Origin of the sequence: Schlegelella aquatica, from assembly GCF_026013905.1 — a bacterium.
Lineage (GTDB): Bacteria > Pseudomonadota > Gammaproteobacteria > Burkholderiales > Burkholderiaceae_C > Caldimonas > Caldimonas aquatica.
Genome location: NZ_CP110257.1, coordinates 1,576,034 through 1,599,632, shown reverse-complemented (window position 1 = coordinate 1,599,632; position 23,599 = coordinate 1,576,034). Strand labels below are relative to the sequence as shown.

Here is a 23,599-nt window from a genome sequence, read left to right as displayed (position 1 = left end):
TCCCGCCGAGGGGCGGCCGCCGGCAGTCGAAGCCCAAGAGCGTCAGGCCGCGGCGATGCCCGGGTTGCCTTGTACGCCGACCAGCTTCGGCGTGTTGAGCCGCCGCGGCCCGACCCGCCCGCCCTGCGCCTTGAGCCACGCCTCCACGTGCTCCCACACGGGCTTGATGCCAGGCTGGTTGCGGACCTCCTCGGACACCGGCGCCCAGCCAGCCACCTTGTAGGTCTTGTCGGCCTCGATGGGCTTGCCGTTCAGGCGCATGTCGCTGATGCGCTGGCCCATCTTCTGGGCCGGATCGCAGGTGTAGGTGAGGCCGCCCACGCGCACCATGTCGCCGCCTTGCTGGTAGTACGGATCGGGGTTGAAGAGGTTGTCCGCCACGTCTTCCAGCACGGTCTTGATCATCTCCCCGCGCATCTCGGTCAGCGTGGCATACGGGTAGGTGATGGCCAGCTGGTCCATCATCAGCTCTCGCGTGATGACGTCGCCCGGCAGCAGCGTCGTGCCCCAGCGGAAGCCGGGCGAGAACGCGATCTGCGCGCCTTGCACCTCCATCAGCGCATCGCAGATGAGCTGGTCCCAGGTGCCGTTGAAGTTGCCGCGCCGATAAAGCAGCGTATCGGTCACCGCCAGCTTCTCCGAGAGCTGGGCCTCGTACGGTGCGCGCACACGCTGAATCAGCGCCTCCATCTCGGGATCGGGCACCAGCTGGTTCGAGAACACCGGCAGGAGCCGATAGCGGAAGTCCACCACCTTGCCGCCCTTGACGTCGAAGTCCATCACGCCGAGGAACTTGCCGTTGCTGCCCGCGTTCGTGACGAGCGTCGTCCCGCCGGCGTTGCGCACCGGAATGGCCACCGGAATGCCGTCGTGAGTGTGTCCGCCGAGGATCGCATCCACGCCGCGCACGCGCGAAGCCATCTTGAGGTCCACGTCCATGCCGTTGTGCGACAAGACGACCACCACTTGGGCGCCCTTGGCCCGCACCTCGTCCACCATCTGTTGGAGGTTGTCGTCCTGGATACCGAAGCTCCATTCGGACACGAAGTACCGCGGGTTGGCGATCGGCGTGTAGGGGAAGGCCTGCCCGATCACCGCGCAGGGAACGCCATTGATCTCGCGCAGCACGTAGGGCTTGAAGACCGGGTCGCCGAAGTCGGCCGTCTTCACGTTCTGCGCGACGAACTCGATGCGCCCGGCCAGGTCCTTTTCCACCAGTTCCTTGACGCGATCCTGGCCATAGGTGAACTCCCAGTGCCCGGTCATGATGTCCACGCCGAGCAGCTTGCAGGCATCCACCATGTCCTGCGCGCGCGTCCACAAAGAGGTCGCCGAGCCCTGCCAGGTGTCGCCGCCGTCCAGCAAGAGAGCTCCCGGTCGACTCGCCTTGAGCTGCTTGACCAGCGTGGCGAGGTGCGCGAAACCGCCGACGCGGCCGTAGCGGCGCGCGGCCCGCTCGAAATCCAGGTACGTGAAGGCATGCGCCTGCGGCGTGCCGGGGCGCAGGCCGGCCGAGCGCAAGAACTCCTCTCCCACCCGGTGGGGCCACTGCCCCTTCATGCCGCCGACGCCCAAGTTGACGCTGGGCTCGCGGAAGTAGATGGGCTTGAGCTGCGCGTGGCAATCGGTCATGTGCAGGAACGACACGTTGCCGAAACGCGGAATGTCGTAGAGGCCGCGCTGCGCCGTCGCGGCGTCGGCCTCGGCGTACCGGGACAGGCTCATGCCGGCCACCGAGGCCGCGCCGAGCACGTGGAGGAACTCGCGTTTGGAAAGATTCATGCTGCCACCTTCGCACCACGGCCGAGCCGTGGCGCCATCATCGCGGCGCGTTGCGCCGTCACGAGTATCGTCGAGCGGCCGCACCTGCGAGACGCAGGGCGGCCGCACGGGCTGCTACTTGGCGCCCTGGGCCAGCCACTGTCCAATGGCCAGCGCATCGGCCTCCGGCAGGGCCTGCGGAGGCATCGGCACCGCGCCCCACACGCCAGACCCGCCGGAGCGTATGCGGGCGGCCAGGTAGGTGGCCGCGTCCGAGCGATCGGCATACCGCGCCGCCACCTCTCGCAGCGCCGGGCCCACGATCTTCTGATCCACCCCATGGCAAGCGACGCAGGCGTGCTTGCGCAGCAGCGCCCCGACGTCCTGCGCCCGCGCGGCCGCGGCGGCTGCCGGGCTCGGCTGCGCGACGGGGGCGGTCTGCGCGCCGCGCTGCGCCCCGACCAGACGGTTCTGGTCGGCGAGGTTGCCGTGGGCGTTGCGCGCATGATCGGGCAGGAAGGAAGCCACCTTGGGCTCGACGGGGCAGTTGCGCATGCAGTTGGTGCCCTGCACGTCGGGCTTGCCGTGGCCGATCTCCTTGCCCGGCCACATGCCGTGCTGAGTCTGCATCCCGTTGCGGTTGGGCAGCCGCGCCTGCACCTCGGCGATATTGCGGTCCGAGAGGACGAAGTCTTCGGGCACCACCCCGCCGAGATGAAGGATGTACGCCGTCACCGCATACACCTCCTCCACGCTCAGCGACTTCGGCGCCGTCCACGGCATCGCGCGGTGGATGTAGTCCCACAGCGTCGAGACGGTGGCGAGTTTCATCATTGTCGTGCGCCCGGGGTAGCTGTTGTCCTTCAGGCGGGCCACCCGTCCCGTACGCACGTCCTCGGCGCTGGTGCCACCGACGATGGGCGTGAAGACCTCGTTGCTCTCGCCGAAGACGCCGTGGCAGCCCGCGCACTTCGCTTCCCACACCTCCATGCCTCGGTTCACCGAGCCGCTGCCCCGCGGCAGCCCCTTGAAATCGGGGCGCACGTCGATGTCCCAGGCAGCGACCTCTTGCGGGGTCGCGGCACGGCCGATCCCGACGAAGCGCGCCGGCTCGGCCGCCACCGCCGCAGTGGCCCCGACCGCGAGGGCCAGCAACAGCGCCTTACGAAAGCTGGACATTCTTCACCTCCCCGCCTTCCTGCACGAGCCACGTCTGGATGGCGTTGTTGTGGTAGATAGAGCGGGAGCCGCGCACGCCCCGCAGTTGGCGGTAGGTCGGCTGCACATGGCCGGTCTCGTCGACCGCGCGACTCTGGATGAGTGCCGGCTTGCCATCCCACACCCAGTCGAGGTTGAAGCGAGTGAGGCACTTGCTCATCACCGGCTGCTCCAGGCGCGCCTGCCGCCAGTTGCGCCCGCCATCGACCGACACATCCACTCGAACGATCTTGCCCCGGCCCGACCACGCCAGGCCCGTGATGCAGTAGTACCCCTTGTCCAGCAGCACCTGCCCGCCCGAAGGCGTCGTGACCACGCTCTTGACCTCCTGGATGCTCGTGTACTGCCGGTGCGTGCCGTCCGGCATCAGGTCCACGTAATGCAGCACTTCGTCCTTGCTGCCGTAGGGCTGGTCCCCCACCTCCAGGCGGCGCAGATACTTGACCCAGCTCACGCCTTGCACGCCAGGCACCACCAACCGCAACGGGTAGCCGTTCTCGGGGCGCAGCATCTCGCCGTTCTGCCCATAGGCCACCAGCACCTCACCGGACTCCACGAGCGACATCGGAATCGTGCGCGTCATCGAGGAGCCGTCGGCGCCCTCTGCCAGTACGAAGCGGGCGCGCTTGTAATCGACCCCCGCCATGTCCAGCAGCACACGCAGGGGCACGCCCGTGAACTCGCTGCAACTGAGCATGCCGTGCGTGTACTGCACCGTCGGCACAGCGACGTTGCCCCACTCCATCCCGGTGTTCGCCCCGCACTCGATGAAGTGGAAGCGCGAGACGCTCGGCAGACGCATCAGCTCGTCCATGGTGAACACCATCGGCGTCTTCAGCAGCTTGGGGTCCGAGCCGTTGATCATCAGCCGGTGCTTCGACGGGTCGATGTCCCACCAGCCCTGGTGATGGCGCTCGAAGTGCAGCCCGCTGGGCGTCACGATGCCGAACAGCGACTGCAAGGGAGCGAACGAGACCGAGGCCTGGGTCGTTTGCGTCAAACCCGGGCTCTGGCGGCGCTGCACATTGGCCTCGTACTTGGAGGGCAAGCCGTAGCCGCGCGTGACGACGGGCTGCCCCAAGGCCTTGCTGTGCTCCGGCAATTCCAGGATGTTCGGATCCCCGCCGGTGGCCGGCACCGGGTTGCTGGACGCGACGGCGGCGCCCCCCACCGCAGCCGAGGCGGCCGCGAACGCCCGGCGGATGAAGTCCCGACGGCCCTGCCGCGCCTCGGCAAACACCTGCTTCACTCCGCTTGGGTCGATGAAGTTCTCCGGCGCTTTGAGAATGCGCCCGGAAGCTGGCTTCGGATCCACAAGTACTCCTCGATGGACGGGCGCAATCTGCGCCCAGACTTATATTCGCAACCGCGAATATATAGCCCGATCCGAGGGCGGCCCGTCCGGGCTTACCCGGGGTCAAGGAGCGAACCCGCAAGAACCGGCGGAGAACGCGACGAGCAAAAAACAAACGGCCGGCCGTTGCATGCACAACGGCCGGCCGTCTCAGATCAAATGGTCGGGGTGGCGGGATTCGAACTCGCGACCCCTTGCACCCCATGCAAGTGCGCTACCAGGCTGCGCTACACCCCGACGAAGCCTTTGATTATAGGGGCAACTTCTTCAAACCGCCAAGAGCTCCCGGATCGCCATCAGTTCCTCGCGCAGATCGGGCACGCTCACCCGTGTCGCTGCCACCGGCACGGCGGCCGCCGCGCTCACCGCAAGGGCGGCCGCCGGGCGCGCCGCGTCCGCTGTCACCCCCGCTCCTTCGATCGCAGCCTCGGGCGCCGTGTCTGCAGCCACCCGCGGCAGCTCGGCACTCGCAGCGGCCATCCCGCGCGCGCTGTGGCCCGTCTCGGCCAACTGATTGCGGGCACCGCTGATCGTGAACCCCTGTTCGTACAGAAGTTCTCGGATGCGACGGATCAGCAGCACCTCGTGGTGCTGGTAGTAACGGCGATTGCCCCGCCGCTTCATCGGCTTGAGCTGCGTGAACTCCTGCTCCCAGTAGCGCAGGACGTACGGTTTCACGCCGCACAGCTCGCTGACTTCACCGATGGTGAAGTAGCGCTTGGCCGGGATCGCTGGAAGCGCTTTCTCCATTGAAATCAACGAGGTTGGGCAAGATTCCTAGACTTTACTCGAAGTCTCCCCCGGGCGGTATCTCGCCTTGGACAACCCCCTTGAGCTTGTGGCTGGCGTGGAAGGTCACGACGTTGCGCGCCTTGATCGGGATGGTCTCCCCTGTGCGCGGGTTGCGGCCCGGGCGCGGCGCCTTGCGCCGGATCTGGAAGTTGCCGAAGCCGGACAGCTTCACCTCCTCGCCGCGCACGAGGCTCTCGTGGATGATCTCGAAGAACGCCTCCACCATGTCCTTCGATTCCCGCTTGTTGAGGCCCAGCCGCTCGAACAGCAAGTCCGCCAACTCCGCCTTGGTCAAGGTCGGGGTCTCGATCGACGGCAGGATGACTCGGTCCATCGCTTCGCTCCTTGTCTCATCGCCCTCGCGGCGACCTCGGGCGGCGGGTCGGGCCGGTCCATGGCGGCCGACCGCTGCCCTGCCCTCACCCTCGTAGACGCGCGCCCACCCGGGTCGCCAACGACCCCACCACCGCCTGGACGGCCGCCTCGATCCGCTCGTCGGTCAGCGTCGCCTCCTCGTCGAGCAGTTCCAGGCGCAGCGCGAGGCTGCGCTCGCCGGCCCCGATCTCGGGTGTGGTGTCTTTCGGCTTGTAGATGTCGAACAGTGTCGCACCCCGCACCAAGCCCTGGGCGTCGGCCGCCTCCACCGCGGCCATCAGGGCATCGTGGGTGACCGACTCCCTGACGATGACGGCGATGTCGCGCCAGACCGACTGCTGCCTCGGGATCGGACGGTACTGTGGGACGGACCGCTCGCTCACCGCCTGCGCATCCAGCTCGAACACCAGCGGGGCGTGCGGGAGCTCATAGGCCTGCTTCCATCGCGGGTGCAGCTCGCCCACATGCCCCACGCACCGCCCTTCCACCCACACCGCGGCCGAACGGCCAGGATGGAGCGCCGGATGCTCGGCCTTCTGCAGCGTGACGGCACGCGGTGCGAAGAGTTGCTCCAGATCGCCCTTGACGTCGTAGAAGTCGACCAGGCGATCGTCGCACCCCCACTGCAAGGGCAGCGCCGGTCCATAGGCCAGAGCGCACACGCGCAGCGGCTGCGCCACGCCGGCCACCGTGGTGTCGCTCTCCGGCACGGCAGCGTCGCGCAGGAACACCCGGCCGATCTCGAACACCCGCACACGGCTGGCCTTGCGCGCGAGGTTGAACCGCAGCACCTGCACGAGGCTGCCGATCAGCGACGAACGCATCACGCTCAGGTTGCTGGCGATCGGGTTGAGCAGCTGGATCGGCCGGTCGTTGCCCGCGAAGTCGCGTTCCCAGCGATCCTCCACGAAGCTGAAGTTGACCGTCTCCTGGTAGTCCAGCGCGGCGAGCGCGTGCCGCACGGCGTGCAGGCCGCGCTGCCGCTCCGGACGGGTGCGCGGCACCACCGGTGCGATCGGCGGGGTGTCCGGCAGGTGCTGGTAGCCCAGCACACGGATCACCTCCTCGATCAAGTCCTCCTCGATGCGCAGGTCGAAGCGCCAGCTCGGAGGAGTCACCGTGAGGCGCCCCGGCTCCTCGACGAACTCCAGGCCCAGCCGGCGGAACACGCCCGCGCACTGCTCCTGGGTCACCGGCATGCCGATCACCTTCGAGGCACGATCGACCCGCAGCGTCACGGGCGTACGCTGCGGCAGGTTGACCACGTGGTCGTCGATCGGGCCGGCCTCGCCGCCGCAGATCTGCAAGATGAGCTGGGTGATGCGCTCGATGTGCTCCACCGTGGTGGCCGGATCCACGCCGCGCTCGAAGCGGTGACCGGCGTCGGTCGAGAAGTTGAACCGACGCGAACGCCCCGCCACCGCCTCCGGCCACCAGAAGGCCGCCTCGAGGTAGATGTCGCGGGTGCTGTCCGACACCGCGGTCGCCTCGCCGCCCATGATGCCCGCGAGCGACTCGACCGCCTTGTCGTCCGCGATCACGCCGACCTGCTCGTCCAGCTCCACGGTGTTGCCGTTGAGCAATTCGAGCGTCTCGCCCTTACGGGCCCAGCGCACCGCCAGACCCCCCTGGATCTTGCCCAGGTCGAAGATATGCGACGGCCGTCCCAGCTCGAACATCACGTAGTTCGAGATGTCCACCAGCGGCGAGACCGAGCGCTGGCCGCAGCGCTCCAGGCGCTCGATCATCCAGGCCGGCGTGCGCACCCGCGTGTTCACGTTGCGGATCACGCGGCCGGAAAACCGCCCGCACAGGTCCGGCGCCTCGATGCGCACAGGCAGCACCTGGTCATGCGTGACCTCGGCCGGCGTGAACGACGGCGACTTCAGCGGCGCACCCGTCAGCGCCGAGACTTCACGAGCGATGCCGTGGACGCTCAGCGCATGCGCCAGGTTCGGCGTGAGCTTGAGCGTGAAGAGCGTGTCGTCGAGCCTCAGGTACTCGCGCAGGTTCTGTCCGACCGGAGCCTCCTCCGGCAGGATCAGCAGACCGCCGTGGTCCTCGGAGAGCTTGAGCTCGCGGGCCGAGCACAGCATCCCCTGGCTTTCGACGCCGCGCAGCTTGCCCAGCTGGATCTGGAAGGGCTTGCCGTCCTCGCCCGGAGGCAACTCGGCGCCCACCAGCGCGCACGGCACCTTGATGCCCGCACGCACGTTCGGTGCGCCACAGACGATCTGCAACGTCTGGCCCGTGCCCGCATCGACTTGGCAGACGTTCAGGCGGTCGGCGTTCGGGTGCTTGGCCACCTCCAGCACGCGCGCGATGACGACCTGCGAGAACGGCGGCGCCACCGGCCGCAGTTCCTCCACCTCCAGCCCGGCCATCGTGAGCAGATCGGCCAGCTCCTGCGTGCCGATCGGCGGGTTGCAGAACTCGCGCAACCAGGATTCTGGGAATTGCATCGATCCGTTCCTTCCCTCTCGTGGATCACTTGAACTGCGACAGGAAGCGCAGATCGCCGTCGAAGAACAGGCGCAGGTCGTTCACGCCGTAGCGCAGCATCGCCAGCCGGTCGATGCCGGAGCCGAAGGCAAAGCCGATATAGCGCTCCGGGTCGAGGCCCATGTTGCGAATCACCTGCGGATGGACCTGCCCCGAGCCCGACACCTCGAGCCACCGGCCCTTGAGCGGCCCGGTGTTGAACATCATGTCGATCTCGGCACTCGGCTCCGTGAACGGGAAGTAGCTCGGGCGAAAGCGAATACGCATGTCGTCCGTCTCGAAGAACTCGCGCAGGAAGCTCACATAGACGGACTTGAGATCCTTGAAGCTCACGTTCTCGCCGACCCACAGCCCCTCGACCTGGTGGAACATCGGCGAGTGCGTCGCGTCGCTGTCCACCCGGTAGGTGCGGCCGGGGGCGATCACGCGGATGTCCGGCATCGAACCGCCCGCATCGAGCACCGCACGGTGCTTCTTCACGTGCTGGACCGCATAGCGGATCTGCATGGGGCTCGTGTGCGTGCGCAGCAGATGCCCCCCTTCCACATAGAAGGTGTCGTGCATCGAGCGCGCGGGATGGTCCTCGGGCGTGTTGAGGGCCGTGAAGTTGAACCAGTCGGCCTCGATCTCCGGACCATCGGCCACGTCGAAGCCCATCGAGCCGAAGATCTGCTCGATGCGCTCCATCGTTCGGGTCACCGGGTGCAAGCCGCCCATGCCGCGGCGCCGGCCGGGCAAGGTCACGTCGAGCGCCTCGGCCTCGAGTTGGGCCTGCAGTTCGGCCTCGGCCAACTGCTGCCGGCGTGCCGTCAAGGCTGCCTCGATGCGCTGTTTGGCGGCATTGACCGCTGCACCTTGGGCCTTCTTGTCCTCCGGCGACAAGGCGGCCAAAGCTTTCAGGTGCTCGGTGATGCGGCCGGCCTTTCCGAGATATCGCGCCTTCGCATTCTCGAGTTGGGCGGGCGTTGCCGCTGCCGCAAAGTCCGCCTGCGCTGCAGCGACCAGTTGATCGAGCTCGTTCATCATTCGCACGTCTTGCCCGAGGCGCAGGGCCCGGGGAGTTCCGACATAAAAAAAGGCCGAACAGGTGTCGGCCTTTTTCTGCTTGCCGCAGTCTTCGGCGGCACGACGCACCGGGCCTCACACCCGGCGCGGGGCGATCACGCAGCCAGTTGAGCCTTCACCTTCGCCACGAGGCTGCCAAAAGCGGCCGGATCGTTGACCGCCAGGTCCGCCAGGACCTTGCGATCGATCTCGATCGACGCCTTCTTCAGGCCATTCATGAACTTGCTGTAGCTCAGGCCCAGCTCGCGGGACGCCGCATTGATACGGGCGATCCACAGGCGGCGGAACTCACGCTTCTTCGCACGGCGGTCACGATAGGCGTACTGGCCCGCCTTCATCACCGCCTGTTTGGCGACGCGGAATACGTTCTTGCGACGGCCACGGAAACCCTTGGCCAGGGCCAGCACCTTCTTGTGCCGGGCGCGGGCGGTGACACCACGTTTGACGCGAGGCATGTCTTACTCCTTCAAGCGTAGAAGCCGGGGCTCAGAGACCGGCGAAAGGCATCATCTGAGCGACGTGGCCCAGATTGGTCTCGTGCACGTTGGCCGCACCGCGCAGATGGCGCTTGCGGGTCGTGGACTTCTTCGTGAGGATGTGACGCTTGTACGCCTGACCGCGCTTGACGGTCCCACCCGGACGAACGCGAAACCGCTTGGCCGCGCTCTTCTTGGTCTTCATCTTGGGCATGACTGCTCCTGCTACTTTGTGCCCGTGAGGCGCCGCGAACCTCTCGCGGTCTTGCCGGCCCCGGGCCACTTGTGGCCGCAGCCGGCGACCAGACCGACTGCGGATCGCCCCTCGCGGGGCCGATTCTTACTTGCGCTTACTGGCTCACTTGCGCTTCTTCGGCGCCAGCACCATCACCATCTGCCGGCCCTCCAGCTTGGGCATGTGCTCGACGACGCTCACATCGGCCAGGTCGTCGCGCACCCGCTCCAGCAGCCGCATCCCGAGCTCCTGGTGAGTGATCTCACGGCCACGGAAGCGCAGAGTCACTTTGCCCTTGTCGCCCTCTTCCAGGAAGCGGCGCAGATTGCGCAGCTTGATCTGGTAGTCGGCTTCGTCGGTACCCGGGCGGAACTTCACCTCCTTGATGTCGATGACGTGCTGCTTGGCCTTGGCCTCCGCCGCCTTCTTCTGCTCCTGGTACTTGAACTTGCCGTAGTCCATCAGCCGGCACACCGGCGGACTGGCCGTGGGCGCAATCTCGACCAGATCCACGTCGTACTCGCCCGCCAGGCGCAGGGCTTCCTGCAAGCTCACGATGCCGAGCGGCTCGTTGTCCGGCCCGTTCAACCGCACCTCAGGCGCGGTGATCTCCCGGTTCAGACGGTGCTTGCGCTCGACGTTGGGCACTCTACGGTCGACGAAAGTAGCGATGGCTCAGTTCCTCTGGGGTACCGCCCCAAAAAACAAAAACAACTCAAGCGACCTTGCCCACCCGAGCACCGGCCGGCTCAGATCCTCTGGGCAATGTCGCTCGCAATCCTCTGGGAAAACGCATCCACCGACATGGTGCCCAGATCTTGGTTGCCCCGGGCACGCACGGCAACGGTGCCGGCTTCCTTTTCCTTGTCACCGACGACAAGGATGAACGGCACCTTTTGCAGGGAATGCTCCCGGATTTTATACGTGATCTTTTCGTTGCGCAAATCGCATTCGACCCTAAGTCCTTGATTCCGCAGCGTTTTGGTCACCTGGGCAGCATATTCGGCTTGGGCATCGGTGATGTTGAGCACCGTCGCCTGCACCGGGGCCAGCCACACGGGCAAGGCGCCGGCGTGCTGCTCGATCAGGATGCCGATGAAGCGCTCCAGGCTCCCGACGATGGCCCGGTGGAGCACCACGGGCCGGTGGCGGGCACCGTCTTCGCCCACGTACTCGGCGTCCAGACGCTCGGCGAGGTTGAAGTCCACCTGCATGGTGCCGCACTGCCACTGGCGGCCGATGGCGTCCTTGAGGGTGTACTCGATCTTCGGACCGTAGAACGCTCCGTCGCCAGGCGCGACCGTGAATTCGCAACCGCTGCGTCGCAGCGACTCCATCAAGGCGTGCTCCGCCTTGTCCCAGAGCTCGTCCGACCCGATGCGGGCCGCCGGGCGCGTCGCGACCTTGTAGATGATCTCGGTGAAACCGAAGTCCCGGTAGACCCTCTGCAGCAGCGTCGTGAAGGCCTCGCACTCGGGCAGGATGTGGTCCTCGGTGCAGAAGATGTGCCCGTCGTCCTGCGTGAAGCCGCGCACGCGCATGATGCCATGCAGGCCGCCCGTCGGCTCGTTGCGGTGGCACTGCCCGAATTCGCCGTAGCGCAGCGGCAGGTCGCGGTAGCTCTTGACGCCCTGCTTGTAGATCAGCACATGGCCCGGGCAGTTCATCGGCTTGAGCGCGTAGTCGCGCTTTTCCGACTCCGTGACGAACATGTTCTCGCGGTACTTATCCCAGTGGCCGGTCTTCTCCCACAGCGTCTTGTCCAGCAGCTGCGGCCCCTTGACCTCCTGGTAGCCGTTGTCACGGTAGACACGCCGCATGTACTGCTCGACCTCCTGCCAGACCGCCCAGCCTCGGGGGTGCCAGAACACGACGCCCGGAGCGTGATCGTCGATGTGGAACAGGTCGAGCTCCCTGCCGAGCCGGCGATGATCCCGCTTCTCAGCCTCTTCCAGCATGTGCAGGTACTGCTGCAGCTCCTCCTTGGTGGCCCAGGCGGTGCCGTAGATGCGCTGCAGCTGCTCGTTGCGATGGTCGCCGCGCCAGTAGGCGCCGGCCACCTTCATCAGCTTGAAGTGCTTCAGCTTACCCGTGCTCGGCACGTGGGGGCCCCGGCACAGGTCCTCGAACTTCCCCTCTCGATAGAGAGAGACCTCCTCACCGGACGGGATGCTTTCGATGATCTCGGCCTTGTAGTGCTCGCCCAGCTCCTTGAAGTAGCGTACCGCCTCGTCGCGCGGGAGCACGCGGCGCTCGACCTTCTCGTCCTTCTTGGCGAGCTCGGCCATCTTCTTCTCGATGGCCGACAAGTCCTCGGGCGTGAACGGCCGCTTGTACGCGAAGTCGTAGTAGAAGCCGTTCTCGATGACCGGGCCGATGGTCACCTGCGCGTCGGGGAACAGCTCCTTGACCGCGTACGCCAACAGGTGCGCCGTCGAGTGACGAATGATCTCCAGGCCGTCGGGGTCCTTGTCGGTCACGATGGCCAGCGCCGTGTCCTGCTCGATGCGGTAGCTGGTGTCCACCAGCCGGGCCTCCTGCCCGTGGCCGATGCGCCCGGCGAGCGCCGCCTTCGCCAGGCCCGGCCCGATGGAAGCGGCCACCTCGGCCACCGTCACCGGGCCGGGATATTCACGTTTGGAACCGTCGGGAAGCTGCACAGAAACCATCGATGACCTCTCGATCCGTCGCTCGCCGCGACGAGCGGACAACAAAAAAGCGCGGTGGGTGCACCGCGCTTCTTGTAGGGGGCAGGCAAGAACCAGCCAGGCACGCCGCGGTGACCACTACTCCTTGATGAAGAAGGTGGTAGTTCGCGGTGTCATAACCCGTGGTGCCTTTCTCGCTCTTGCTGCAGGTGGATGTACGGTGCCTATTGTAGCGGGGCGTCTTGCGCACCGCAAAAAAAGCCCGGCGGGCGCAAGGCCGGCCGGGCAAAGCATCCACGAGATGCGGTTGGAGCTTCTCACAGCTGGGGCGGCGCGAAGCCGCCGAAGCAGGAGACGGAGGTCGAGGATCAGCCGTGCTTCTTGTCGAAGAACTGCTCGTCCTCGGTCGAGCCCTTGAGCGCGGCCGTGGAGGCCTCGCGCTCGATGGTGGTGGTGACGGCATCGAAGTAGCCGGTGCCCACCTCGCGCTGGTGCTTGACGGCAGTGAAGCCCTTTTCGGCGGCGGCGAATTCCTTCTCCTGCAGCTCGACGAAGGCGCTCATCTGGTTGCGGGCATAGCCGTAGGCCAGCTCGAACATCGAGTAGTTCAGGCTGTGGAAGCCGGCCAGCGTGATGAACTGGAACTTGTAGCCCATCGCGCCCAGCTCGCGCTGGAACTTGGCGATGGTGGCGTCGTCCAGGTTCTTCTTCCAGTTGAACGACGGCGAGCAGTTGTAGGCCAGGAGCTTGCCGGGGAACTGCTTGTGGATCGCCTCGGCGAACTTCTTCGCGTACACCAGGTCGGGCTTGCCGGTCTCGCACCAGATCATGTCGGCGTACGGCGCGTAGGCCAGGCCGCGCGAGACGGCCTGCTCGAGGCCGGGCTTGGTGCGGAAGAAACCTTCCACCGTGCGCTCACCGGTGCAGAACGGCTTGTCGTTGTCGTCGATGTCGCTCGTGATGAGGTCGGCGGCCTCGGCGTCGGTGCGCGCGATCAGCACAGTGGGCACGCCCATGACATCGGCCGCCAGACGGGCCGCGACGAGCTTGCTGACGGCCTCACGGGTCGGCACGAGCACTTTGCCGCCCATGTGGCCGCACTTCTTCACGGAGGCCAGCTGGTCCTCGAAGTGCACACCGGCCGCACCGGCCTCGATCATGGCCTTCATCAGCTCGAACGCGTTCAGCACGCCGCCGAAGCCCGCTTCCGCGTCGGCCACGATGGGGGCGAAGTAGTCGACATCGTTCTTGCCTTCAGACCACTGGATCTGGTCGCAGCGCTGGAAGGTATTGTTGATGCGACGCACGACGGCCGGCACCGAGTTGGCCGGGTACAGCGACTGGTCGGGGTACATCTCGCCGGCCAGGTTCGCATCGCCGGCCACCTGCCAGCCGGACAGGTAGATGGCCTTGAGGCCGGCCTTGACCTGCTGCATGGCCTGGTTGCCGGTGAGCGCGCCGAGGGCGTTCACGAAGGGCTCGGTGTTGACGAGGCTCCACAGCTTCTCGGCCCCACGCTTGGCCAGCGTGTGCTCGATCTGCAGCGAACCGCGCAGGCGCACCACGTCGGCCGCGGTGTAGCCGCGCTTGATGCCCTTCCAACGGGGGTTCTCGGCCCACTCCTTCTCCAGGGCCGCCACTTGTTGCTCGCGAGTCAGGTTCGTCATGAACGCCTCCAGTGCCTAAGAAGAAAAGCAATTTCGATGGCGATAGCTTAGAGGCGCTCCCCGCGCGCTGAGAACACTTATGTCTTATAGAAGAGTCAGTTCATTTTTCTTGAAATTCAAGGACTTAGCGTTTGCATTTCGCAATGAGGAAGCGGTTTTTCCACCTTGGAAAATTTTGCTGCCCTGCAACAGAGGCCCATCTCATATGACGAAACGTTTTTCTCGCTATGCGCAATGCGAGGCATGCAGCAGCCAGTCTCCGGGGGAAAGCGGCTCGCGTCCTTCGGCGTAGCGGGGATTGAGCTCGTAGACCAGGCAGCGCAGCCGCTGGCGCCCCACCTCCACGTCCACCACCCGCTTCAGGTATTCGTCCCGCTGCTCGGGGTAGAGCTCTTCGATGCCGTCCAGCACAGGTTCGAGGTCGGGGGCGAACCGGTACACCTCTCCTTCCACCCAGTCCGCCGTGTCGTCGAGGACGACACCGGGGTAGCCGCCGAAGCCGTACATGCGGCCCCTCAGGCGCGCCATGCCGATGAACACAGGGGGAGGCTGCAAGCGAGTGATGTCGTTCGCTCCGCCGCGGCGGAGGGTTCCATAGACGAAGACGTGCTCCACGCCGCTGGGCACGTGAAGGGCAAGGGGACCCGTCATCGAACCTCCAGGGCGGTCGTGCGCTTCACCGTGCGCAACACCAGCATCGAGTTGGACCGGACGATCCCGGGCAGCCGAGCCAGGACCTCGGTATGGAACGACTCCAGGTCGGCGGCATCCCGGTACGTGAACCGCAGGAGATAGTCGTTGCTGCCGGCCACGTAGTAGCAGTCGAGGATGGACGGCTCGGCTTTCACGGCCGCCTCGAAGGCGCTCATAGCCTCAGGGGTGATGCGCTCCAGGTTCACGATGGTGAAGGACGTGCCCGGCTGCCCGACCGCGCGAGGGTCGAGCAAGGCCACATAGCGTGCGATCCCCCCTTCCTCCTCCAGCCGCTTGACCCGCCGCAGGCACGCCGAAGGCGAAAGGTGGACCCGTTGCGCGAGCTCCTGGTTCGACAGGCGGGCGTCGTGCTGCAGGATCTGCAGGATCTGCCGGTCGATGGCATCGAGTTGCGTGGAGGGACGAGCAGGCGGCATGGGCTGTCGTGGGGAACGGTCCTTTGCGAATGATATTGCGTAGGGCGAGCCGTCTCGGTACGAACGCGCACACACATTGCGTGGCGGCCTCACTAGACTCCCTCGAGGGGCGCTCTTTGCGTGCCCCACGACCCCGCCCGAGATGACAGGAGACGCGCATGCGCACTGAGTTCGACGCTTACTGGATGCCCTTCACGGCCAACCGTCAGTTCAAGAAAGCCCCCCGTCTGCTGGCGCGCGCCGAGGGGATGCACTACTACACCCCGGATGGGCGCAAGGTACTCGACGGCGTCGCAGGTCTGTGGTGCGTCAATGCGGGCCACGCGCGGCCGCGGATCGTGGAGGCCATCCGCGCCCAGGCGGGCGAGATGGACTATGCGCCGCCCTTCCAGATGGGCCATCCGAAAGCATTCGAGTTGGCCGAACGACTGGTGCAGCTCACCCCGCCGGGACTGAACCGCGTCTTCTACACCAACTCGGGCTCCGAGTCGGTCGAGACGGCACTCAAGATGGCGATCGCCTACCACCGCGTGCGCGGCGAGGGCCAGCGCACGCGGTTGATCGGGCGCGAGCGCGGCTACCACGGCGTCAACTTCGGCGGGATCTCGGTGGGCGGGATCGTGGCCAACCGACGGATGTTCGGCACGCTGCTGGCCGGCGTGGATCACATCCGGCACACGCACGATCCCCAACGCAACGCGTTCTCACGCGGTCAGCCGGCGCACGGCGCGGAGTTCGCCGACGACCTCGAACGGCTGATCGCCTTGCATGACGCCTCGACGATCGCCGCTGTCATCGTGGAGCCGGTGGCCGGCTCCACCGGCGTGCTGATCCCACCCCAGGGCTACCTTCAGCGGCTGCGCGAGATCTGCGACAAGCACGGCATCCTGCTCATCTTCGACGAGGTCATCACCGGCTTCGGCCGGCTGGGTACCCCCTTCGCCGCGCAGCGCTTCGGCGTCACGCCGGACATCATGACCGTGGCCAAGGGCATCACCAACGGCTGCGTCCCGATGGGCGCGGTGTTCGTGAAGCAGGAGATCCACGACACCTTCATGCAGGGTCCGGAGCACCTCATCGAGTTCTTCCACGGCTACACCTACTCCGCCCACCCGCTCGCTTGCGCCGCCGGGCTCGGGACGTTGGATACCTATGCCGAGGAGGGCCTGCTCGAGCGAGGCAGCGGGGAGCTCGAGTCCTACTTCGAGAATGCCGTCCACTCGCTCAAGGGGCTGCCGCGCGTGATCGACATCCGCAACATCGGCCTCGTCGGCGCGATCGAGCTCGAGCCCATCCCGGGGGAGCCGGCCAAGCGCGCGTTCCAGGTGTTCCTCGATTGCTGGGAACGCGGCGTGCTGATCCGCACGACCGGAGACACGATTGCCCTGTCGCCGCCCCTGATCATCGAGAAGTCGCAGATCGACCAGATCGTCGACACGCTGCGAGGTGCGCTTCAGCGTGCGGCCTGAGCGGCGGCCATAGCGCCGCGCACCGCTTCGCCGGCCCTGCAGGCGCGGTCGGCGAAGCTCCTCCACGCCAAGAACGAGCGCTGCGGCGCCGCTACCATCCTTGCCCATGCCTTTCCTGTCTCGTTCACTCGCATCTTCCGCCCACTCCACGGTTCCCTGGGTGTCCTATGCGTGCCTGGCCTCGAGCATGGCGCTCGTGGGCAGTTATGTCGGCCTGTCCAAGTTGCTGGTGGCGGTGTTCCCTGTGATGCTGCTGGCCTGGCTGCGCTTCGGCATCGCCGCCGTCGCGATGGCGGGCTGGGTGCGCCGACAGCCCGGCGAAAGCCGCTTGAGCCGGCGCGACCGGTGGCTGCTGTTCTGGGAGTCGTTCTTCGGGAACTTCCTGTTCTCGGTGTGCATGCTGTTAGGCGTCTCGATGACCTCGGCGCTGGCGGCCGGGGTAATCATGGCCGCCATTCCCGCTGTCGTGGCGGTGTTCTCGTGGGCGCTGCTCAAGGAGCGGATCTCCGGGCCGGTGAAGCTCGGCATCGCGTGTGCGGTGGCGGGGATCGCCCTGTTGTCACTGGGCAAGTCCGACGCGCAGGCCGGAGCAGCTCAGGTGTCCCTGCTAGGCAATCTGCTCCTGTTCGCCGCTGTCTGCTGCGAGGCGCTGTACGTGGTGATCGGCAAGCAATTGACGGGCAATGTGTCTGCCAAGCGCATCAGCGCACTCGTGAACCTGTGGGGGTTCGCCTTGGTGACGCCGTTCGGTGCGGCGCTGGCTTGGCAGTTCGATTTCTCGGCGGTGAGTGCCGGCTCCTGGGGCCTGCTCGTCTTCTACTCGTTGGCGGCCAGCATGATCACCGTGTGGCTGTGGATGACGGGCCTGAAGCATGTGCCCGCGGCCTCCGCGGGTGTGTTCACCGTGCTGCTGCCGGTGAGCACCGCGCTCGTCGGTGTCGGGCTCCTCGGCGAGCGATTCACCGGGCTGCACGCCGTGGCCTTCGGCCTGGCACTCGCCGGCGTCATCCTCGCCACGTGGTCCGGCCGCCGGGCCTCTTGAAGAGGCCGCCCTGCCCGGCCGCCTCACCGTGCCCGGTCACTCCACGAGGGCACGGGCCCCGCGGAGGGCCTCCTGCGCCCGCTGCCAGACCTCGGCGGGCTTGTGGTGCTTGAGGGAGTGGTCCGACCACACCTGGCGCCAACGCCTGGCGCCCGGCTGTCCGTTGCGCAACCCCAGCACATGGCGCATCACGTGGGGCCAGGGCACGCCCAGGCTCTGCTGCCGCTCGCAGTAGCGCACCATGGCCTCCTCGACCTCGTCTTTGTCGACGGGAGGCCGCGACTCGCCGAAGAAGCGCTGATCCCATACCGCGAGCGCATAGGGCTCGTGGTAGGCGTGGCGGCCAACCATGGCGCCGTCCACGCGGGCGAGTTCGGCCTCGATCTGGTCGCCGCTCACCAACCCGCCGTTGAGAACGATCGTCAGCTGCGGGAAGTCCTCCTTGAGCCGCCGCACGATCTCGTAACGCAAGGGCGGTATCTCGCGGTTCTCCTTCGGGCTCAAGCCCTGCAACCAGGCGTTGCGCGCGTGGACGATGAAAACCTCGCACCCTGCATCGGCGACGGTGCCGACGAAATCTCGCACGAACTCATAGCTCTCCACACGGTCGATGCCGATGCGGTGCTTGACGGTCACGGGCAGGCTGACCGCATCGCGCATGGCCTTCACGCAATCGGCCACGAGCTGCGGCTCTCTCATCAGGCAGGCCCCGAAGGCTCCGCGCTGCACCCGCTCACTGGGGCAACCGCAGTTGAGGTTGATCTCGTCGTAGCCCCACCGCTGCGCGAGCCGCGCACAGACGGCGAGGTCGGCCGGCTCACTGCCGCCGAGCTGCAGCGCCACGGGGTGCTCACTCGCATCGAACCCGAGGTGTCGCGGCACGTCGCCATGCAGCAGCGCACCCGTGGTGACCATCTCGGTGTACAGGCGCGTGCGCTGAGTCAGCAGGCGGTGGAAGTAGCGGCAATGCCTGTCAGTCCAATCGAGCATGGGCGCCACGCTCAGGCGCCAGGGGTTGATCGGACGATGAGTAGGTGGGGGCGACACGAGGCGTATCCGTGAGGCTTTCCATGAGGGAAACCCCAGATTGTCGCCTGGAGCCCGGCAGGGCGGGCGATGTCGCCTGGATACCCCTGCCCTCCCGTGCCGGATCGCCGTGCAGCGTCGCGCGGCGCAGAAGGATCAGCACCGCGTCACGGCTGGTCGTCATGGCGAACAAGGTCCAGAACACGATGCCGGCCAGCTTTTGCACTTCTTCGACGAGCACGACATCCCGGTGGTCCATCCCGGGGGCCAGCTTCATGCCCGCAAGATCGACCAGGGTGCTCCCGCCGAAGAAGGCCAGGCTGAGGCCGAGGAAGAGCCACCGGTAGTTCCGGATGCGAGGCAAGGTGCTCGCGACGAACACGACGAGCCACAGCGCGTGCAGGCCGAAGACGACCTTCTCGCCTGACTGCAAGCCGAGTTGGCCGGCATGCTCGTGGATCATGAAAAGATCGTCGAGGCAGGCGAAGGCCGAGTAGCTGCCACCGAGCCACAAGCATCTGAGCAAGGCAGGCGGCGCCAGGGGCCGTGCCAAGGCGTAGGCGAACCAGTACCAGGCCGCGGCCACCGCCCAGGAAAGGATGCCAAGATTCGAGATCGCGCCGAACCAGGGAGGCTGCCCGGCAATGGCATTGGTGTCGCGGACCAAGTCGAAACTGTGGACGACCTGATGAGCCTGCAGCAGGAGCATGACGGCCGTCACCGCACCGAGTACGGCCATCACGATGAGAGAGGCGGTCAGGTCGTCCTTCAACTGGCGCACAGCGATCCTCGGTCCGTCGACCCTCCCCGGCTCGCGCCCAGTCCCCCTCCCTCATCCCTTCACGGATGTGTCCATGACGGCAACGTAAAGCACCGAGCAAGCGCCCGGAGTTTCAGGATGTTGCAGCGATCGAGTCGGTCGAACGGCCGTCTTCGCGGAGGGCGGCCTACGCCAAGTCCTTCAGAGGATGCGCGTGGACGGGCCAGGGGCTGCGGAAGAACTCCTGCACGGTCTGCGTCGTCACCCCCTCGATGGTGGCGGGGTTCCAGCGCGGGGCATGATCCTTGTCCACGGCGAGTGCGCGAATGCCTTCCACCGTCTCGCTGGCCGCGCCCGGCCGCAGGTGGAAACAATGACGGACGAGGTCGCGTTCCATGCGCAGGTCTTCGGCGAGCGACATACCGCGGGCGCGGCGGACTTGTTCGAGCGTCACCGCCTGCATCAGGGGTGAACGCTTCTGCAGTGCCGCCAGCACCGACAGGGCCCACTCGGAACCTTCGGCCTCGAGCGCCCGGTAGATCGATGGCACGTCCGCCTCGGCGAAGCACCGGTCGATCGCTTCGCGGTGCAGGGCGACCGCCCGCTGCGCGTCTGTGTGCAGGAGAGCCCGGCCTTGCCGAAGCAGCGCGTCGGCGCCTTCACGAGAGGCCTCGACGAGGGCGGCCAGGAAGCTCTCACGCTCGGTGCTGGGCAGATGGCCGTCGGCCAGCCCCCACTCCACCGCATCGCCAGCACCGAGCACTTGCCCGGTCAAGGCGAGGAACTCGCCCACCCGTCCCGGGCACCGGGCGAGGAACCAACCCCCGCCCACGTCGGGGAACAGGCCGATGTTGGTCTCTGGCATCGCCATCTTCGTGCGCTCGGTGACGACGCGAAGGCGCGCGCCCTGGCTGATCCCCATGCCCCCGCCCATCACCACGCCATCCATCCACGCGATGTAGGGCTTGGGGTAACGGTGGATGAGGTGGTTCAGCCAGTACTCCTCGGTGAAGAAGTCCTCCAGGCGGGGGTCGCCGGCGAGCGCGGCCTGGTGAAAGAAGCGGATGTCGCCGCCTGCGCAGAACGCCACGCTCTTGCCCTCTTCCAATGCACCCTGAACGAACACCCCGGCGATGGAGGGATCGTCCCGCCACGCGAGCAGTGCCGTGGTGAGGTCGCGGATCATGCCCAGCGACAATGCGTTCAGAGCCTGCGGTCGCCGAAGCGTGAGCACGCCGACCCGTTCGCGAACGTCGGCCTCCACATGGCCGCCGGAATGCACCAGAGCAAGAGTCATGGAGTCTCCTTCATGGTCCCAAGGTGTCGTCAGGAAAGGTCGGGGCGCAAGGCCCGGCGTCGCAGTCCCAGCCACTCGTTGAAGGCCAGGGCCCCCAGCACGAGCGCGCCGCCGCCGACCACGTGCACCGAGGGCGCTTCGTGGGCCCCCAGCCAAGCCCAGGCGACGCCGAACACCACTTCCAGCAACCCGAGCAGCGCCACCTCGGCGGCGGGCAGGATGCGAGCGACCTGCACCGCGAGCAAGCACGGCACCGCGAGCTGGAACACACCCAGCGTGGCGAGCCACCCCAGATCGCGGCCCGACGCCTGGAACGGCAGGGCCAGCGGCAAGGTCGCCGCGGCGGAGAGCACGGCGCCGATGAACACCGCGGGCAGCATGTCCTGCCCGGCGCCACTCGTCCGGTGCGAGGCTCGCTGGATCACCGTCCAGTTGACCGCCGCCGCGAGGGGCACGCCGAGCGCCACCACGGTGCCGAGCAGGTGACGCGCATCGGCGCTGCTGAACTCCTGACCGTACATCCAGGCAATGCCGGCGCCGGCGACCGCGATCGCCCACCAGGTGCGCACAGACAGCCGGGCCCCCAGGGTCAGCCGCGCCAGCAGAGCGGTCATGAGCGGACCGAGGGCCATCGTGACGAGCACGTTCGCCACAGTGGTCAGCGTCAGCGCCACCATGAAGCAGGTGTACATGACGGCCCACATGACGCCCGACAGCCACAGGCCCCAGCCGCCCTGGCGCAGCGACAAGAACAGGCCTCGCCCCCGCCAGACGAGCATCACCACCGCCATGCAGCAGGCGTTGAAGAAGCTGCGCCAGAAGGTGACCTCGAACGAGCGCGCGGCCTCGAGCTGCCGCGTGACCACCCCCGCGATGCTCCACAGCAGCGTGACCACGATCATCACCGCGGCCGCCTGGCCGTGGCTCAAGCGCCAGGGCTCGACGGGCGCACCGTCAAGCCGCTTCGCGCTGGGCCCGGCGCCGCTCATGTTCCTTCAGGAAGCGTTTGCGGATGCGGATCGACTTCGGGGTGATCTCCACCAACTCGTCGTCGTCGATGAACTCGACCGCGTACTCGAGCGTGAGCTCGATCGGCGGCGTGAGCCGGATCGCCTCGTCCTTGCCCGAGGCGCGGAAGTTGGTGAGCTGCTTGGTGCGCACGGGATTGACGACGAGATCGTTCTCACGGCTGTGAATGCCGATCACCATGCCCTCGTAGAGCGGGTCGCCCGGCTTGACGAACATACGGCCCCGGTCGTCGAGCTTGCCGAGCGCATAGGTCACCGCCTCGCCGTCGTCTTGGCTGATGAGCACGCCGTTCTTGCGCCCGGCCAGCTCGCCCTTGTAGGGCTCGTAGCCGTCGAAGATGTGGCTCATGAGACCCGTGCCGCGCGTGAGGTTCAAGAACTCGGTCTGGAAGCCGATCAGGCCCCGGGCCGGCACTCGGTATTCGAGCCGCACCCGGCCTCGACCGTCCGACTCCATGTTGACCAATTCGCCCTTGCGTTCGCCGAGCGCCTGCATCACGCCGCCCTGATGCTGCTCCTCGATGTCCACGGTGAGCAGTTCGATCGGCTCGTGACGCACGCCGTCGATCTCCTGGAACACGACCCGCGGGCGCGAGACGGCCAGCTCGTAGCCCTCGCGACGCATGTTCTCGAGGAGGATGGTCAGATGCAACTCGCCGCGGCCCGAAACTTCGAACACGCCGTCCTCCTCCGTCTCGCGCACACGCAACGCGACGTTGGATTGCAACTCGCGGTCGAGCCGGTCCTTGATCTGGCGGCTCGTCACGTACTTGCCCTCCCGCCCGGCCAAGGGCGACGTGTTCACGCAGAAGTTCATCGTCAGCGTCGGCTCGTCCACCTTCAGCATGGGCAGCGGACGCGGTTCGTCCGGTGACGTGAGGGTCTCGCCGATGCCGACGTCCTCGATGCCGTTGATGAGGACGATGTCACCCGGCCCGGCGCTGTCGGCCAACCGGCGTTCGAGGCCTTCGAACTTCAGCACCTGGTTGACCCTCGCCCGACGAGGCTCGCTGTCGGGCCCGGCATAGACGGCCACCTCCTGGAGCGGCTTCAGCGTTCCGCTGTTGATGCGGCCGATGCCGATGCGGCCCACATAACTCGAATAATCGAGCGAGCAGATCTGGAGCTGCAAAGGTGCCTGGGCGTCGCCCTCGTGCGGCGGCACGTGCTTCAGGATGGCATCGAAGAGGGGTGCCATGTCGGTGCCGACCTCGCCCTGCGTCAGCGTCGCCCAGCCGTTCAGCCCGGAGGCGTACACCACCGGGAAGTCGAGTTGCTCCTCGTTGGCGCCCAGCTTGTCGAACAAGTCGAACGTGGCGTTGATGACGAAATCCGGGCGCGCGCCCGGGCGGTCGACCTTGTTCACGACGACGATGGGCTTCAGGCCCAGGCCCAGTGCCTTCTTCGTGACGAAGCGCGTCTGGGGCATGGGCCCCTCGACGGCATCGACCAGCAACAGCACGCCGTCCACCATCGAAAGAACCCGCTCGACCTCGCCGCCGAAGTCGGCGTGGCCCGGCGTGTCGACGATGTTGATGTGCGTGTCCTTCCAGCGCACGGCACAGTTCTTGGCGAGGATGGTGATGCCGCGCTCTCGTTCGAGGTCGTTGCTGTCCATCACCCGCTCGGCCACTTGCTGGTTCTCACGGAAGGTGCCGGACTGCCTCAGCAGTTGGTCGACCAGGGTGGTCTTGCCGTGGTCGACGTGGGCGATGATGGCGATGTTGCGTATCGGTCTGCTCATGATGGGGGGG

At 66.7% G+C, this 23,599-nt stretch carries 21 protein-coding genes and 1 tRNA gene; 2 read left to right on the top strand and 20 right to left on the bottom strand.

Annotation, left to right across the window (positions count from 1 at the left end; translation table 11 throughout):
* Window positions 1-42: 42 nt before the first annotated feature.
* From soxB to OMP39_RS07120, 15 genes are all read right to left on the bottom strand, one after another.
* The gene (soxB, locus tag OMP39_RS07190) at window positions 43-1,782 is read right to left on the bottom strand and encodes a thiosulfohydrolase SoxB (RefSeq protein ID WP_264894298.1); all 1,740 of its coding nucleotides are present in this window, start codon (window positions 1,780-1,782) and stop codon (window positions 43-45) included.
* A gap of 114 nt (window positions 1,783-1,896) precedes the next feature.
* On the bottom strand, window positions 1,897-2,940 hold the full coding sequence (locus OMP39_RS07185; protein ID WP_264894297.1) for a c-type cytochrome: 1,044 nt from the start codon (window positions 2,938-2,940) through the stop codon (window positions 1,897-1,899).
* The gene (gene soxC / locus OMP39_RS07180; protein ID WP_264894295.1) at window positions 2,924-4,294 is read right to left on the bottom strand and encodes a sulfite dehydrogenase; all 1,371 of its coding nucleotides are present in this window, start codon (window positions 4,292-4,294) and stop codon (window positions 2,924-2,926) included. The genes OMP39_RS07185 and soxC overlap by 17 nt, the downstream gene beginning before the upstream one ends.
* Window positions 4,295-4,493: 199 nt before the next feature.
* Window positions 4,494-4,570: transfer RNA gene (locus OMP39_RS07175), tRNA-Pro, on the bottom strand.
* A gap of 30 nt (window positions 4,571-4,600) precedes the next feature.
* The gene (locus tag OMP39_RS07170; protein WP_264894294.1) at window positions 4,601-5,083 is read right to left on the bottom strand and encodes a MerR family transcriptional regulator; all 483 of its coding nucleotides are present in this window, start codon (window positions 5,081-5,083) and stop codon (window positions 4,601-4,603) included.
* Window positions 5,084-5,117: 34 nt separating this feature from the next.
* Window positions 5,118-5,459 carry an integration host factor subunit alpha gene (locus tag OMP39_RS07165; protein ID WP_264894293.1) on the bottom strand — a complete coding sequence of 114 codons (342 nt, stop codon included), beginning with the start codon at window positions 5,457-5,459 and terminating at the stop codon, window positions 5,118-5,120.
* Window positions 5,460-5,544: 85 nt separating this feature from the next.
* A complete protein-coding gene (gene pheT / locus OMP39_RS07160; protein ID WP_264894292.1) occupies window positions 5,545-7,962 on the bottom strand; it encodes a phenylalanine--tRNA ligase subunit beta in 2,418 nt (805 codons plus the stop codon).
* A 25-nt stretch (window positions 7,963-7,987) separates the two neighbouring features.
* Window positions 7,988-9,025: a phenylalanine--tRNA ligase subunit alpha gene (locus OMP39_RS07155; RefSeq protein ID WP_264894472.1), complete on the bottom strand. Its 1,038-nt coding sequence runs from the start codon at window positions 9,023-9,025 to the stop codon at window positions 7,988-7,990.
* Between the two features lie 137 nt (window positions 9,026-9,162).
* Window positions 9,163-9,522 carry a 50S ribosomal protein L20 gene (rplT, locus tag OMP39_RS07150; RefSeq protein WP_264894291.1) on the bottom strand — a complete coding sequence of 120 codons (360 nt, stop codon included), beginning with the start codon at window positions 9,520-9,522 and terminating at the stop codon, window positions 9,163-9,165.
* A 31-nt stretch (window positions 9,523-9,553) separates the two neighbouring features.
* Window positions 9,554-9,757: a 50S ribosomal protein L35 gene (rpmI, locus tag OMP39_RS07145; protein ID WP_264894290.1), complete on the bottom strand. Its 204-nt coding sequence runs from the start codon at window positions 9,755-9,757 to the stop codon at window positions 9,554-9,556.
* A gap of 144 nt (window positions 9,758-9,901) precedes the next feature.
* Window positions 9,902-10,426 (bottom strand): translation initiation factor IF-3, encoded by a 525-nt coding sequence (gene infC / locus OMP39_RS07140; RefSeq protein WP_264894289.1) that lies wholly within the window; start codon window positions 10,424-10,426, stop codon window positions 9,902-9,904.
* 101 nt (window positions 10,427-10,527) lie between these two features.
* The gene (gene thrS, locus OMP39_RS07135; protein WP_264894288.1) at window positions 10,528-12,447 is read right to left on the bottom strand and encodes a threonine--tRNA ligase; all 1,920 of its coding nucleotides are present in this window, start codon (window positions 12,445-12,447) and stop codon (window positions 10,528-10,530) included.
* 347 nt (window positions 12,448-12,794) lie between these two features.
* Window positions 12,795-14,084, bottom strand: a complete 1,290-nt coding sequence (gene aceA / locus OMP39_RS07130) for an isocitrate lyase (RefSeq protein ID WP_264894469.1) — start codon at window positions 14,082-14,084, stop codon at window positions 12,795-12,797.
* A gap of 234 nt (window positions 14,085-14,318) precedes the next feature.
* The gene (locus OMP39_RS07125) at window positions 14,319-14,744 is read right to left on the bottom strand and encodes a gamma-glutamylcyclotransferase family protein (RefSeq protein WP_264894287.1); all 426 of its coding nucleotides are present in this window, start codon (window positions 14,742-14,744) and stop codon (window positions 14,319-14,321) included.
* Window positions 14,741-15,223: an Lrp/AsnC family transcriptional regulator gene (locus OMP39_RS07120; RefSeq protein ID WP_264894286.1), complete on the bottom strand. Its 483-nt coding sequence runs from the start codon at window positions 15,221-15,223 to the stop codon at window positions 14,741-14,743. Before OMP39_RS07120 ends, OMP39_RS07125 begins: the two co-directional genes overlap by 4 nt.
* Before the next feature lie 158 nt (window positions 15,224-15,381).
* Here OMP39_RS07120 and aptA point away from each other — a divergent pair, with 158 nt between their 5' ends.
* On the top strand, window positions 15,382-16,692 hold the full coding sequence (gene aptA / locus OMP39_RS07115; protein ID WP_264894285.1) for an omega-aminotransferase AptA: 1,311 nt from the start codon (window positions 15,382-15,384) through the stop codon (window positions 16,690-16,692).
* 106 nt (window positions 16,693-16,798) lie between these two features.
* Complete coding sequence (locus tag OMP39_RS07110) at window positions 16,799-17,734, top strand: DMT family transporter (protein ID WP_342454886.1); 936 nt, start codon at window positions 16,799-16,801, stop codon at window positions 17,732-17,734.
* A gap of 36 nt (window positions 17,735-17,770) precedes the next feature.
* Here OMP39_RS07110 and dusA read toward each other — a convergent pair whose 3' ends face one another.
* From dusA to typA, 5 genes are all read right to left on the bottom strand, one after another.
* Window positions 17,771-18,724, bottom strand: coding sequence for a tRNA dihydrouridine(20/20a) synthase DusA (dusA, locus tag OMP39_RS07105; RefSeq protein WP_264894284.1), 954 nt, complete (start codon window positions 18,722-18,724; stop codon window positions 17,771-17,773).
* Window positions 18,708-19,541, bottom strand: coding sequence for a hypothetical protein (locus OMP39_RS07100; protein ID WP_264894283.1), 834 nt, complete (start codon window positions 19,539-19,541; stop codon window positions 18,708-18,710). Before OMP39_RS07100 ends, dusA begins: the two co-directional genes overlap by 17 nt.
* A 166-nt stretch (window positions 19,542-19,707) precedes the next feature.
* A complete protein-coding gene (locus tag OMP39_RS07095) occupies window positions 19,708-20,817 on the bottom strand; it encodes an enoyl-CoA hydratase/isomerase family protein (RefSeq protein WP_264894282.1) in 1,110 nt (369 codons plus the stop codon).
* Window positions 20,818-20,846: 29 nt separating this feature from the next.
* A complete protein-coding gene (locus OMP39_RS07090) occupies window positions 20,847-21,806 on the bottom strand; it encodes a DMT family transporter (protein ID WP_264894281.1) in 960 nt (319 codons plus the stop codon).
* A complete protein-coding gene (typA, locus tag OMP39_RS07085; protein WP_264894280.1) occupies window positions 21,772-23,589 on the bottom strand; it encodes a translational GTPase TypA in 1,818 nt (605 codons plus the stop codon). Before typA ends, OMP39_RS07090 begins: the two co-directional genes overlap by 35 nt.
* Between the last annotated feature and the right edge of the window lie 10 nt (window positions 23,590-23,599).